Raw genomic sequence first — 14678 nt, 5'->3', positions numbered from 1 at the left:
TAAGGCTACCTTGCTACAGCAAGCTTTTGACGTAGGCGTCAATGTCGCTGATGTATTTTTCAATGCCAGAGGCATCTTTCTCACGAATTAGATGTTCCAGCGTTTCACATAACTGCTTGCCGGGAACCAGATTAAGCATGGCAAACACCCCTTTAAGCCGGTGTGCTGTCTGTGCCAGCGCTGCAAAATCATTCGCAGCGGACTCAGTATACAACCGCTTAACATCATCTGGTACTGTATCAACAAAGAGTGAATAGTATCCGCTGGCGTGAAGCTCGGCATTTTCATTGCCGCCTAACGGTGATTCCGTCATATCTTCCTGCGCCAGCTGCTCTTCTATTAGTTGTAGTACAGCTTCCTGCATCGCATTGCTTATATTAAAGTTGACGCGCAGCTGGCCAGGGCCGATTTTCCGCACGCCTGACTCATCATCGCTTAAAAGCAAGCCGGAGGCAGTAAGATTAGACGGATTATCAGTTAAAAACAGATCAAATTCTTGACTTGCAAGTCTTTCATCCGGCGTTATGCAGGCCGCACCCCAGTTTTCTAACTGACGAACGACAATATTGCGGATCTCGTTCGAGGTCACATCGACCATCACCACGACATCATCCAGCAGACGTTCTTCATCTACTTCCTGCGGATTGGCCGCCATTTTTACGTGCAGAGAATAACGGGTGCCGAGGGATTCACGGGCTTTGATATTCAGATGGCCGCCGAGCTTTCGTGCCAGCTGATCGCACAGCCAGAAGGTCAGAGCATTGGCCTTGCCGTAGCGATCGCTTTGCGTGTCATTCAGGAACGGGAAGTGCAGATTATCAATTTCGCTCGTTGTGACGCCTTCCCCGGTGTCCAGGATGCGGAACGTCAGACGGTCCTCTGCCGACTCCTCAGTGCTGACTTCAAGGGTAATTTTGCCGATCTGCGTGGTGGTTACTGCGTACTGAATAATCATCAGCAGAATGCGGCGCAGCGCTTCACGATCGCCGTGGCGTTCGTCATTCGCAGGGAGATTGTTATTGATTAGCAGCTGCAGCCCTTTGCGCTTAATGACGGGGAGCACTTCCGGCACCACTTCATCGATCAGAGCCTGGATGGAGAAGAGGGCAGGCGTTCCCTTCCAGAAATCATTCTCCAGCATGTTTGCCAGCTGAATCTCATCAACCAGTCTGACCAGAGAATCGGCCTGGCTGGCAAGCTGGTGGCTTTCTGAGGTGTTTAACGCCGCCGCCTGGGTCGCCAGCGTTTGTAACGGCTGCTTGAAGGCATCGCCAATGTTCTGCATGAATGCGGCGCGCCCCTGCTGGTTTTTCTCATACAGCCTTTGCGCCTGCTTGAGCTTTTTATTGACCAGCACTTCGCGATCCTGGTCGCGAATAATGAAGATTTGCGTGCGGGGAGCCACCTGGCTGCGGAACTGGCGGATCTCGTACAGTTCATTGTTGATGGTGGCCTGAATCACCCCCTGGTGTTGATCCGCCATGGTGGTGATGTTCTGCAGGTTAAGATGCGGCAGCAGATGGTCGGCAATTTTGTTGCTCATCACCGTACGATTCGCTTCCTGATCGTGAACTAAGACCCCAAGCGGCAGCACGGAAACAATCTCTTCATTCAGCGCACGTAATACGCGCAGCTCATTCCTGGTACCGGCCGGAACGGTAGAGGCGTCGCTCTGACGCCCCGGCTGGAAACGGAAGGTGCTGTAGCCAAACAGAGCCAGTGCCAGCAGTCCGATATTCAGCAGCAGAGGCAGCAGGATATTTTGCAGGGTGTCGAGCAACAGCGTGCCAAACGGCACCTGCCAGACCAGACGCATACCGGTCGAGTTCAGCGATGAGGCAATTTCAATTTTCGAGCCGTTAAAGGAGATCGATACGCTTTCCGCGGCCTCTTTGTCAGACGCCGCACGCATATTCTGGGTACTGCTGTCTGGCTCCAGGCGGAAGCTGTCGAGCGGCATATCCGGCGGGATTAAATCATTAATCGGTAAATCGAAGGCCACCACCGTCGCCAGATGCCCTGGCTGGTTGAACGTGGTGCGCAGGGTAAAATAATGACCGTTTTGCCAGGCCAGACGACGCAGGGAAGAGAAGCTCTCACGTTCATCAAGGGCGTTCGCCTGCTGCAGCATCTCTGCCCGGCGAGAATCAACGATGCTGCCTACGGTTGTCTCTTTAAAGCCAGAGGAGAGATCTTTTAACGGCAGCGTTGAAATCAGGATCATGCTGTTGTCCTGACCGTTCAGATAGTACATCGACCACGGTACCGTTTCGGCTCCCCAGAGGGTATCCAGATAGGTCGAAATACGCTGCGTCATCTCAAGCGTCGCGCTGTCGTGAGAGCCAAAGATAAGGGCCTCGGTTTTACGCTGCGGTTTTTCGAGATAATAGACATCCTGCTTAAGCCGCGTCTCCTGAAGTCCATCCCCGGATGAGGAGGTCGGGGCAGCCGCGATATTGTCGTAAATCTGCCAGGTGGCGTAGCGCCAGGTATCTATGCGCTTGTGCACGGCATGAGTGATATCAACGACCTGATAGCTCTTATCCTTCAGCCAGGCATTAACCGCGCTTTGTACCATCACCCCCATGGTCACTAATAGCACAACGATCAAAAGAAGAAAGAAACGGGTGATGCTCCCGGGAAGGAGGGAGAATTTGCTCGGGGCGGTGGTTTCAGTCTGACTCATTGATATCTTTAACCCGTTATGGTCGTGCTCTGTGGCGATAGGGCAGTATAAAGGGTAATAACTGAATTTCCAGCGCCACTGTCCGGGAAGAGGCGACTTTTTCACCGGATAATATCGGCGGTGGATGGTGCAATAAATGTGTACAAACTCGCCGTGCGCGTACAAATAATAAGTACACTTAGTCAGCAAATAGCACGAATTAACAAGAAATTAAGTTTTATATCAATTGCCTTCTGGCGAAGGATAGCCGGTGAGAATTTAGTTAATAGTCGTTACAATTTCGGTGGGGTAGCATAAAAAATGAGGATTTACGTAAAGAAAGGTAAAAAAAACCGAATGCGAAGCATTCGGCTCAATTAGGGATAAACAGACATTCAAAACTGAATGACGGTAATAAATAAAGTTAATGATGATAGCAAGAGGTATTTTAGAGATTAGGTGAGATCTTGTTTTGTCATTCAGTGCTGTAATAGATTTTATTGTAACTCATTGAAGTTTTTGGGGTGATTTTCTAGTTTGATTATAAGTGCTAATTTTCTAAGCTATTTGTGCTTTGTAAAAGTTCCTTGATATTTACATTTTGAAACACGTTGATAGATAAATGAAACATCTTCAAAGTTTTCGTATCATATTCGCATTGGATTATTCTGTAATTTTGCGGAGAATGAAATTGCCGACTGGTTAATGAGGGTTAACCAGTAAGCAGTGGCAATTATAAGGCATATAACAGAGGGTTAATAAAATGAAAGTTAAAGTACTGTCCCTCCTGGTACCAGCACTCCTGGTGGCAGGCGCAGCAAATGCGGCCGAAATTTATAACAAAGATGGCAACAAATTAGATCTGTACGGCAAAGTTGATGGTCTGCACTATTTCTCTGACGACAAGAGTGCCGACGGCGACCAGACCTACATGCGTCTTGGCTTCAAAGGCGAAACTCAGGTTAACGATCAGCTGACCGGTTACGGCCAGTGGGAATACCAGATCCAGGGCAACACCTCCGAAAGCGAAAATGATGCCTGGACGCGTGTGGCGTTCGCGGGTCTGAAATTCGGTGACGCGGGTTCTTTCGATTACGGTCGTAACTACGGCGTAATCTACGATGTAACCTCCTGGACCGACGTTCTGCCAGAATTTGGCGGCGATACCTACGGCGCAGACAACTTCCTGCAGTCCCGTGCTAACGGCGTTGCGACCTACCGTAACCAGGACTTCTTTGGTCTGGTGGATGGTCTGAACTTTGCTCTGCAGTATCAGGGTAAAAACGGCAGCGTAAGCGGTGAAAACGTGGGCGGACGCAGCCTGCTGAAACAGAACGGTGACGGCTACGGTGCATCCGTGACCTATAACCTGGGCGAAGGCTTCAGCGTAGGTGGCGCAATGTCCTCCTCCAAACGTACCGCCGATCAGAACGGCGCAAGCGTTTACGGTCATGGCGATAACGCAGAAGTCTATTCTGGCGGCCTGAAATACGATGCCAACAACATCTATCTGGCAGCGCAGTACTCCCAGACCTACAACGCAACCCGTTTCGGTACCTCTAATGGCGACAGCCCGACTACCGCTTACGGTTTCGCTAACAAAGCGCAGAACTTCGAAGTAGTTGCTCAGTACCAGTTCGACTTCGGCCTGCGTCCATCCGTGGCTTACCTGCAGTCTAAAGGGAAAGACATCGAAGGTTACGGCGATCAGGATCTGCTGAAATATGTTGATGTGGGTGCGACTTACTACTTCAACAAAAACATGTCCACCTACGTGGATTACAAAATCAACCTGGTTGATGAAAATGAATTCACCCGTCAGGCGGGTATCGGTACTGACGATATCGTAGCGCTGGGCCTGGTTTACCAGTTCTAATCGCTTCATCGTGTGACGTAAGGGGCCTGATGGCCCCTTTTTTTGTGCCTCGCAGATTCTCACAACTCACCCTTTTTGGTGTACTCTTGCCGCCCTGGCATGAGGATAATAATGAATGGACATGACTTTTTTACGCGCCAGCTTTCTGGCTATGCTTTTTTTCCTGACCGCGTGTAACGATCCCGCACCCGTGGCGAAAACCGACGCACCCGCCGCGACGGTGCTAGAAGGCAAAACGATGGGCACCTTCTGGCGCGTCAGCGTGATGAACCTTGATAAAACACGCACAGATGAACTTCGCGGCAAAATCCAGTCTCAGCTGGATGCCGACGATCAGTTGCTCTCAACCTATAAAAATGACTCGGCGCTGATGCGCTTTAATCTCTCCACCAGTACCTCCCTGTGGCCGGTGAGCGAGGCGATGGCTGATATCGTGACCGAATCCATGCGCGTGGGTTACAAAACCAACGGGGCGATGGATGTGACCGTCGGACCCCTGGTGAACCTCTGGGGATTTGGCCCTAACAAACAGCCGGTGAAGACGCCCGAACAGGCAGCCATTGATGACGCCCGCGCCCGGACAGGGCTACAGCATCTGACGGTGATCAATCAGTACGGGCAGCAGTACCTGCAAAAAGATATCCCCGATCTGTTTGTCGATCTGTCGACGGTCGGGGAAGGCTATGCGGCGGATCATCTTGCAGCGCTGATGGCCCAGGAAGGCATTTCCCGCTATCTGGTCTCCGTGGGCGGCGCGTTAGTCAGCCGGGGAATGAACGCCAGCGATAAGCCGTGGCGCGTTGCGATTCAAAAACCGACCGATCGGCAAAATGCCGTTCAGGCGATAGTGGATATCAACGGACATGGCATCAGCACCTCCGGAAGCTATCGCAACTATTACGAGCTTGACGGGAAGCGTATTTCGCACGTTATCGATCCGCAGACCGGACGCCCCATCACGCATAACCTGGTCTCGGTGACGGTCATTGCCCCCACCGCGCTGGAAGCGGATGCCTGGGATACCGGATTAATGGTTCTCGGCCCGGAAAAAGCCAAAGAGGTGGTTCGTCAGGAAGGGCTGGCGGTTTATATGATCACCAAAGAAGGCGACGGGTTCAAAACCTGGCATTCACCGCAGTTCGACAGCTTCCTGGTGCGCGACAAAAATTAAAAAGCAAGGTTGCGGGTTTTTTATCAGTGGCACTCAGGCAGGCTCTATGTATGCTTACAAGAGGAGCCGATAATGAGAAACTCGACCTTTATTACCGATGAGGATCGCTGGCAGGCCGTACTGGCCCGCGATCCGCTCGCTGACGAACAGTTTGTCTTCGCCGTGCAGACCACGGGTATTTTCTGTCGCCCGTCATGCCGCGCCCGCCACGCGCTGCGTAAAAACGTCCGCTTTTATCCCAATGCCCACCACGCCGTTCAGGCAGGGTTTCGCCCGTGCAAGCGCTGCATGCCGGACAAACGCAATCCGCGGGCGCAGAAGCTGGCGAAAGTGGAACACGCCTGCCGTCTTCTGGAACAGGATCCCACGCTAACCCTTGAGGGGCTGGCGCAGCAGGTCGCCATGAGCCCTTTCCATTTCCACCGTCTGTTTAGGTCCGTGACCGGCATGACGCCAAAAGCCTGGCAGCAGGCGGCGCGAGGCCAGCGCCTGCGCACCGCGCTTGCACAGGGTGACAAAATTACCGACGCCGTGCTGGCAGCGGGCTTTCCCGACAGCAGCAGCTATTATCGTAAAGCCAACGATGCGCTGGGCATGACGGCGAAGCAGTACCGCAAAGGGGATGTGGCGGTGCGTTATGCCATTAGCGACTGTTCGTTAGGACGCTGTCTGGTTGCAGAAAGCGAGCGGGGGGTCTGCGCGATCCTGCTGGGTGACAGCGATGCAGAATTAGCCGAAGAGCTTGCCGCGCATTTTCCAAAAGCAGCGCATGCGCCGCTGGAAGAGGATTTCGCGCGACGGATCCAGCAGGTGATTGCCAGTATCGATCACCGCGACGTACCGTTTGCGCTGCCGCTGGATATTCGAGGAACCGCGTTCCAGCAGCGCGTCTGGCAGGCCCTTCGCAACATTCCCTGCGGCGAAACGGCAAGTTACCGGCAGGTGGCGCAGGCGATTGGCCAGCCCAGTGCGGTGCGCGCCGTTGCCGGAGCCTGTGCGGCAAACAGGCTGGCGATCGTGATCCCCTGTCATCGCGTGGTTCGCAACGACGGTGCGCTGTCGGGCTATCGCTGGGGGGCGGCGCGAAAAGCGCTATTACTGAAACGTGAGGCGAAACGCCGGGAGGAATAATGCTCGATCTTTTTGCGGATGCTGAACCCTGGCAGGAGCCGCTTGCCCCGGGGGCAACGATCCTGCGCCGCTTTGCACTCTCCCGTGCGGCAGCGCTGCTTGCCGGTATCGACGAGGTGACGGCGGTTTCACCGTTTCGCCATATGGTGACGCCGGGCGGTTACACCATGTCGGTGGCCATGGCCAACTGCGGCGAACTGGGCTGGGCGACGAACGAGCGTGGGTATGTGTATGCTCCGAACGATCCCACGACCGGCCAGCCGTGGCCTCCCATGCCTGCGGTTTTTCAGGCACTTTGTTACGAGGCCGCCGTGGCGGCAGATTATCCTGACTTTCGTCCTGATGCCTGCCTGATCAACCGCTACGCCGTCGGTGCGAAGCTCTCGCTGCATCAGGACAAGGATGAACCCGATCTGCGCGCGCCTATCGTCTCGGTATCGTTAGGTTTGCCTGCCGTCTTCCAGTTTGGGGGATTGCGCCGCAACGACCCGCTCAAGCGCATCATGCTGGAACATGGCGATGTGGTGGTGTGGGGCAGGGAGTCGCGGCTTTATTATCACGGCATTCAGCCGCTGAAGCCCGGGGTCCACCCGCTCACGGGCGAGTACCGTTTCAACCTGACCTTCCGTCAGGCGGGGCACAGTAAACTAAAATAAGAATTATTCTTGATGTCCGCGCAGGGCAGTTTACACTGCTGGCTGATTTTTATTGTCCGGATTGCCTGCATGCAACTACTTCTCCTTGTCTGGCGTCAGTATCGCTGGCCCTTCATCGCCGTAATGGCCTTAAGTCTTGCCAGCGCCGCCCTTGGTATTGGCCTGATCGCGTTTATTAACTTGCGGTTGATTGAAATGGTCGACACCTCGATCTCCGTATTGCCGGAGTTTCTCGGCCTGCTGCTCCTGTTGATGGCGGTTACGCTCGGCTCCCAGCTTGCGCTGACCGCGCTCGGGCACCATTTCGTTTTCCGTTTGCGCAGTGAGTTTATCAAGCGGATCCTGGACACCCAGATAGAGCGCGTTGAGCAGCTCGGCAGCGCTTCCCTGCTGGCGGGGCTGACCAGCGACGTGCGCGCCATTACCATCGCGTTCGTTCGTCTGCCGGAGCTGGTGCAGGGGATCATTCTGACCTTTGGCTCGGCCGCTTATCTCGCCTGGCTTTCGACCAAAATGCTGGCGGTGACCGCGCTGTGGATTGCCATTACGATCTGGGGCGGCTTTGTGCTGGTGTCGCGCGTCTATAAACACATGGCGGTGCTGCGCGAAACCGAAGATAAGCTCTATAACGATTACCAGACGGTGCTGGAAGGGCGCAAAGAGCTCACTCTTAATCGCGAGCGCGCCGAGCATATCTTTAATCATCTCTATATCCCGGACGCGCGCGAATATCGCCATCATATTATTCGCGCCGATACCTTCCACCTGAGCGCGGTGAACTGGTCAAACATCATGATGCTGGGTGCCATTGGCCTGGTATTCTGGATGGCGAACAGCCTGGGCTGGGCGGACACCAACGTAGCGGCAACCTACTCGCTGACGCTGCTGTTTTTACGCACGCCGCTGCTCTCGGCGGTCGGCGCGTTGCCCACCTTGCTGAGTGCGCAGGTGGCATTTAACAAGCTCAAAAAATTCGATCTCGCGCCGTTTAAAGCGGAATTTCCGCGCCCGCAGGCCTTCCCGAACTGGCAGACGCTGGAGATGCGTAACGTCACGTTCCGCTATCAGGACAGCGCCTTCTCCGTGGGGCCTGTCAACCTCACGATCCACCGTGGTGAACTGCTGTTCCTCATCGGCGGCAACGGCAGCGGTAAATCGACGCTGGCGATGCTGCTTACCGGGCTCTATCAGCCGCAGTCGGGCGAGATTTTGCTGGATGGCACGGCGCTGAGCGCGGAGAAGCCCGAGGATTACCGCAAGCTTTTCTCGGCGGTGTTCACCGACGTCTGGCTGTTCGATCGGCTGCTGGGGCCGGAAGGGCAACCGGCCAATCCTGCGCTGGTGGAAAAATGGCTTTCGCAGCTGCAGATGTCGCACAAGCTGGAGTTACAGGACGGGAAGATCCTCAACCTGAAGCTTTCCAAAGGGCAGAAAAAGCGCGTGGCGCTGCTGCTGGCGCTGGCGGAAGAGCGTGACATCATCCTGCTGGATGAGTGGGCGGCGGATCAGGACCCGCATTTCCGCCGCGAGTTTTACCAGGTGCTGCTGCCGCTGATGCAGGAGATGGGCAAAACCATTTTCGCCATCAGCCATGACGATCACTACTTCATTCATGCTGATCGCCTGCTGGAGATGCGTGACGGCAGGCTGAGCGAGCTGACCGGTGAAGAGCGCGATGCGGCCTCGCGTGACGCGGTAGCGCGCACGGCCTGATGCCCTCACCCTAACCCTCTCCCACAGGGAGAGGGGATAGATCGTGGCCGTAATGACGCTTTTTTCTCCATCCCGTCCCGTTGTTTATTCTTATTTACATATCCCCGCGCTATGCTTAACCTCAACTCATTTAATGGATTTATGATTGATGTCGGTATTAAAGAAAAACAGCGCCAGACAGCGTGACCAGGAACGTGCGCGACTCATCTGGCTTCTCACGACCGATAAAGCGGTCACTTCTACGCTATTAGGCAAACTGACCCTGGCTGAGCAATATGATGTTGGCACCCTGGCCGACGATATTGCTGAGGTAGGTGCGCTGGTTGCTCATTTACCCCCGCCGGATCTGGCGGATACCCTTGAAGCGCTTCCCTCGGAAGAACGTCACGCCCTGTGGCGTCTGGTGCAGGATCACGAGCGCGGGCAGGTGCTGCTCGAGGCCTCCGAAAACGTCTGGGACGACCTGATCGACGAGATGAGCGATCGGGATATTCTCGACGCTGTGCAAACCCTGGATATCGACGAGCAGATTTACCTCGTTCAGCACCTGCCGCGAAACCTGACCGGCCGCCTGCTGGCGTCACTGCCTGCCGATGAACGCGCGCGCGTGCGCCAGGTGATGCACTACGAGAAAAACAGCGTCGGCGCGATCATGGAGTTCGGCGTTATCACCGTGCGACCTGACGTGACGCTCGGTACCGTGCAGCGCTACCTGCGTCGCCTGGGCAAAATGCCGGACAACACCGATAAACTGTTTGTCACCTCCCGGGATAAAACCCTGCTCGGCGAGCTGGAGCTGAAAACCATCCTGCTCAACAGCACCCAGCGGAAGGTGAGCGAGGTGATGGAAAACGAGCCGATGGTCTTCTCTCCGGAAGACGATGCGGAGAAAGCGGCGCGTACCTTCGAGCGTGACGACCTCGTCAGTGCCGCCGTCGTGGATTCCGTCGGCAAACTGATGGGGCGTCTGACCATCGATGAAATCGTTGATGTGGTCTACGAAGAAACCGACAACGACCTGCGTGCGCTCGGGGGGATCAGCGCCGAAGATGACGTCCATGCCTCCGTCGGCAAGGCGGTGAAAACGCGCTGGGCGTGGCTGGCGATTAACCTGTGCACCGCGTTTATCGCCTCTCGCGTGATTGACGGTTTTGAACACACCATTTCTCAGCTGGTGGCGCTGGCCTCGCTGATGCCGATTGTGGCCGGAATTGGCGGCAACACCGGAAACCAGACCATTACCATGATCGTCCGCGCGCTGGCGCTGGAGAACATTCAGCCCGGTAACTTTACTTTCCTGATCTTAAGAGAAATGGGTGTTGCGCTGATTAACGGCCTGGTGTGGGGCGGCATTATGGGCGGCATCACCTGGTGGCTGTACGACGATATGGCGTTAGGCGGCGTGATGATGCTGGCGATGGTGCTGAATCTGCTCGTAGCATCGATGATGGGGGTCATTATCCCGCTGACCATGACCAAACTGGGGCGCGACCCCGCGGTGGGGTCGAGCGTGATGATCACCGCCATCACCGATACCGGCGGTTTCTTTATTTTTCTTGGGCTGGCGACGATTTTTCTGCTTTGAGCCGACGCTTAATGCGGGCGGGGAGGAGTGCCATGACGATAATCCCGCCCAGCACGCCAATCGCCAGATTGCCGGTTGATACCGTGGCGGCTACGGTGACAAGCATGACTGCCGTTTCTGCAATCGGGGCAGTTTTCACCGTGGCTGGGTGAAGGCTGTGCCAGCTGAAGGTTTTGACGGCGACAATCGCCATAATCCCCGCCAGCACCGCCATCGGGATTTTGGCCATCACGTCGCTGAGCGCCGTCACCAGGATAAGCAGCACGATGCCCGCTGCAAAGGTTGAAATGCGGCTTCGACCTTTCCCCATCTCCACGTTGACGATGGTTTGTCCGATCATCGCGCAGCCTGCAATACCGCCATAAAATCCGGCCAGAATATTGCCGACGCCTAATCCAATGCTTTCGCGGCGTTTACCTGACGGTGTCGCGGTCAGCTCATCCACCAGCTTTGCCGTCAGCAGGGATTCAAGCAGGCCGACAAAGGCGATGCTCAACGCGCACGGCCAGATAATGCTCAGCGTCTGTACATTGATGGGGACCAGCAGCTCGGTAAGACCCGGCAAACCGCCGCTCATGGAGCCTTCATCGCCCACTGTCGGCAGGATTTGGTCGGTTGAAACGGTGAACAAGGTAAGCACAACAATCGCAATCAGCGGGGAAGGGATGCTTTTGATATAGCGCGGCACCCACAGCACGATCAGCAGCGTCAGCACGAACAGGCCTACAATCAGCGGGCTTCGGCTCCAGAAATGCGGCACCTGAGCGAAGAAAATCAATATGCCCAGGGCGTTAACAAACCCGGTCATGACCGACTGGGAAATAAAGCGCATCAGCCTTGCCATGCCCAGCACGCCAAACAGAATCTGAATCACGCCAGCCATCAGTACGGCGGGAAGAATGTACTGTACGCCGTGCTGATGCACCATCGGACCAATGACCAGCGCCACGGAACCGGCCGCTGCCGTGACCATCGCCGGGCGACCACCCAGTACAGACAGGGCAAGACACAGCACCACGGAGGCGATCAGGCTGACCTTCGGGTCAACGCCCGCCACCACCGAAAATGAGATGACTTCGGGGATCAGTGCCAGGGCGGTAATCACGCCCGCCAGCGTTTCACGCGTCAGCTGCTTAGGGGAACGCAGCACGTTGGCTACGCGGTTTTCGGGGGATACGGCAGAATGGGGTAAGGACATAATGGTTCGCTGGTTAGGGCAGGCTTCCGTGCGCGCGATCACAAAACGCAACATACTAGCCAGTAAAATCGCCCTTTACCAGATGCATCGATAATTCCTCACAAACAATCCATCATTAAATTTCACAATTACAATAATTTCGTAACCTTTAAACAATATTTAAAAGTTGTTACCGTGCCCCCGCAGCTTTTTTCACCTGCAATTTCCACGCATCAAGCACTTTTACACTAAGGCATAAATTATGAAAAAAATGACTGCCATGCTCTTTTCTCTGGCCGTGGGGCTTAACACCGTCTCCATGGCGGCGAAAGCTGACGCACCAAAAGAGCAGGAAACGGACGTCCTTTTAATTGGTGGCGGTATCATGAGCGCCACGCTGGGAACCTATCTACAAGAACTGCAGCCGGACTGGTCAATGACCATGGTCGAGCGCCTTGATGGCGTGGCGCAGGAGAGTTCTAACGGCTGGAACAACGCCGGTACCGGCCATTCGGCACTCATGGAACTGAACTATACGCCGCAGAAAAAGGACGGTTCCATTAGTATCGAGAAGGCGGTAGAGATCAACGAGGCGTTCCAGATTTCTCGCCAGTTCTGGTCTCACCAGGTCAACAGCGGCGTGCTGCACGACCCGCACTCCTTCATCAATACCGTACCGCACATGAGCTTTGTGTGGGGCGAGCAGAACGTCAACTTCCTGCGCGCGCGCTACGCCGCTCTGCAGCAGAGCACGCTGTTCCGCGGGATGAAATACTCTGAAGACCACGCGCAGATTAAAGAGTGGGCGCCGCTGGTCATGGAAGGTCGTGACCCGAACCAGAAAGTGGCGGCGACCCGTACCGAAATTGGTACCGACGTTAACTACGGCGAAATTACCCGTCAGCTGGTGACGTCTCTGAAGAAAAAAGAGAACTTCAACCTGCAGCTCAGCACCGAAGTGCGCGGTTTCAAGCGCAACGCGGATAACAGCTGGAGCGTGACCGTTGCCGATCTGAAAAACAACGAAGCCGAGCACGTCATCAAGGCGAAGTTTGTCTTTATCGGTGCGGGCGGCGCGGCGCTGAAGCTGCTGCAGGAGTCCGGTATTCCGGAAGCTGACGACTACGCGGGCTTCCCGGTGGGCGGCCAGTTCCTGGTGTCCGATAACCCGGAAGTGGTGAACCGTCATCTGGCAAAAGTGTACGGCCAGGCTTCCGTTGGCGCACCGCCGATGTCTGTTCCGCACATCGACACCCGTATGCTTGACGGCAAACGCGTGGTGCTGTTTGGGCCGTTCGCGACCTTCTCCACGAAGTTCCTGAAAAATGGCTCCCTGTGGGATCTGCTCAGCGCCACGACCACCTCTAACGTCAAGCCGATGATGGACGTGGGTCTGGATAACTTCGATCTGGTGAAATACCTGATTAGCCAGGTGATGCTCTCTGACGATGACCGTTTCGAGGCGCTGAAAGAGTATTATCCGCAGGCGAAGAAAGAAGACTGGCGCCTGTGGCAGGCGGGCCAGCGCGTACAGATCATCAAGCGCGATCCGAAAGAGGGGGGCGTGCTGCGTCTGGGTACCGAAGTGGTGAGCGATAAGGATGGCACCATCGCCGCGCTGCTGGGTGCCTCACCGGGCGCGTCTACCGCTGCGCCAATCATGCTGCACCTGATGGAAAAAGTGTTTAAAGATAAAGTCGCCAGCCCGGAATGGCAGGCGAAGCTGAAAACCATTATTCCATCCTACGGCACGAAGCTGAACGGCAACGTGAGCGCGACGGAGCAGGAGCTGGAATACACCAGCCGCGTACTGCAGCTGCAATACATTAAACCGCAGGCTGCGGATGCTGCGCCAAAAGCGGAGCTGAAGCCTCAGCCGGAAAACAAACCGGTTGCGGATATCGCGCTGTAAGGTAAAAGCAAAAACGGTAACATTCGTTACCGTTTTTAGCGTTTTCTCCCTCTCCCGTTGGGAGAGGGTTGGGATGAGGGCACCAAAGCGCCCCCTTTCCGAGTCGGGTAAGGCGAAGCCGCCACCCGACTTAATTTCAACGTACTACCGCTTGTCCGATGTTCTCATCTGCCTTCCACACGCGATACTTCACTTCCACGTTTTCAGGCGTATAGACCACGATTGGCAACTTGCTGTTGTAGCGCAGCAGACTGTTGTCGCCCAGATATGCCGTCACAAATTTCTTCTCTTTCTTGCCGTCCGGGCAGGCCATCATGGTGGAGACCGGAGAGGTGACTTTATCAAAGACGTAGTAGTCGTAACCCCAGCCTTCCAGCGTTTTGCTTTCCAGCTGACCGCCCAGGCGATGCTGGTTGCAATCCACTTCCAGCGTCTTGCCAATCAGCAGTTCCACTTTGAAATTCGCTTCATCCTGCTGTGCCGGCAGCTGGATCACCTGACGCTTCATCCCTTTATCCGCTTTTGGATACGGGGCGACTTTTTCCAGCGCCTGCTCTTTAGATGTTTCGCTGGCAAAAGCGCTGGTGCTGACATACGCGGCGGCGATAAGGGCGATGGCAAATTTAGGTGCGTTTTTCATTGTCATTCCTTTAGGTCAAAACGATCCCGAACAGGTTAACATATCAACTATGAATAACTGGTGTTATTTACTTATATTTTCACTTTGTGTAGCGCTATGTACTTTTAATTGGTCTTTTTATTGGTTGTTTGTGCTGGTATGGAGTCGGGTGC

The 14678-nt window shown here is 55.0% G+C and carries 10 protein-coding genes; 7 read left to right on the top strand and 3 right to left on the bottom strand.

The features are described from left to right. Positions 1–13: 13 nt before the first annotated feature. Positions 14–2686, bottom strand: coding sequence for a phosphotransferase RcsD (gene rcsD, locus KGP24_RS15880; protein ID WP_223561092.1), 2673 nt, complete (start codon positions 2684–2686; stop codon positions 14–16). Between the two features lie 742 nt (positions 2687–3428). Here rcsD and KGP24_RS15875 point away from each other — a divergent pair. The 6 genes from KGP24_RS15875 (at position 3429) to mgtE (ending at position 10797) form a co-directional block, all read left to right on the top strand. Continuing rightward, complete coding sequence (locus KGP24_RS15875; RefSeq protein ID WP_223561091.1) at positions 3429–4541, top strand: porin OmpC; 1113 nt, start codon at positions 3429–3431, stop codon at positions 4539–4541. 115 nt (positions 4542–4656) lie between these two features. Then, positions 4657–5712: an FAD:protein FMN transferase ApbE gene (apbE, locus tag KGP24_RS15870; RefSeq protein WP_223561090.1), complete on the top strand. Its 1056-nt coding sequence runs from the start codon at positions 4657–4659 to the stop codon at positions 5710–5712. Positions 5713–5784: 72 nt separating this feature from the next. Next, a complete protein-coding gene (gene ada / locus KGP24_RS15865) occupies positions 5785–6843 on the top strand; it encodes a bifunctional DNA-binding transcriptional regulator/O6-methylguanine-DNA methyltransferase Ada (protein WP_223561089.1) in 1059 nt (352 codons plus the stop codon). Continuing rightward, complete coding sequence (gene alkB / locus KGP24_RS15860) at positions 6843–7499, top strand: DNA oxidative demethylase AlkB (RefSeq protein ID WP_223561088.1); 657 nt, start codon at positions 6843–6845, stop codon at positions 7497–7499. Before ada ends, alkB begins: the two co-directional genes overlap by 1 nt. Before the next feature lie 69 nt (positions 7500–7568). Next, positions 7569–9212 (top strand): multidrug ABC transporter permease/ATP-binding protein, encoded by a 1644-nt coding sequence (locus tag KGP24_RS15855; protein ID WP_223561087.1) that lies wholly within the window; start codon positions 7569–7571, stop codon positions 9210–9212. Between the two features lie 148 nt (positions 9213–9360). Then, complete coding sequence (gene mgtE / locus KGP24_RS15850; RefSeq protein WP_223561086.1) at positions 9361–10797, top strand: magnesium transporter; 1437 nt, start codon at positions 9361–9363, stop codon at positions 10795–10797. Here the strand turns inward: mgtE and KGP24_RS15845 are convergent. Then, complete coding sequence (locus tag KGP24_RS15845; protein ID WP_223561085.1) at positions 10760–12049, bottom strand: SulP family inorganic anion transporter; 1290 nt, start codon at positions 12047–12049, stop codon at positions 10760–10762. The genes mgtE and KGP24_RS15845 overlap by 38 nt on opposite strands. 187 nt (positions 12050–12236) lie before the next feature. On the opposite strand from KGP24_RS15845, the gene mqo reads away from it, so the two are divergent. Then, positions 12237–13886, top strand: a complete 1650-nt coding sequence (gene mqo, locus KGP24_RS15840) for a malate dehydrogenase (quinone) (RefSeq protein WP_023294095.1) — start codon at positions 12237–12239, stop codon at positions 13884–13886. Between the two features lie 136 nt (positions 13887–14022). Here the strand turns inward: mqo and eco are convergent, their stop codons facing one another. Continuing rightward, positions 14023–14526 (bottom strand): serine protease inhibitor ecotin, encoded by a 504-nt coding sequence (gene eco, locus KGP24_RS15835; RefSeq protein ID WP_223561084.1) that lies wholly within the window; start codon positions 14524–14526, stop codon positions 14023–14025. Between the last annotated feature and the right edge of the window lie 152 nt (positions 14527–14678).

Origin of the sequence: Enterobacter sp. JBIWA008, assembly GCF_019968765.1 — a bacterium.
GTDB lineage: Bacteria > Pseudomonadota > Gammaproteobacteria > Enterobacterales > Enterobacteriaceae > Enterobacter.
Note: the sequence above shows the minus strand (reverse complement) of the source record. Positions and strands in the feature narration are given on the sequence as shown.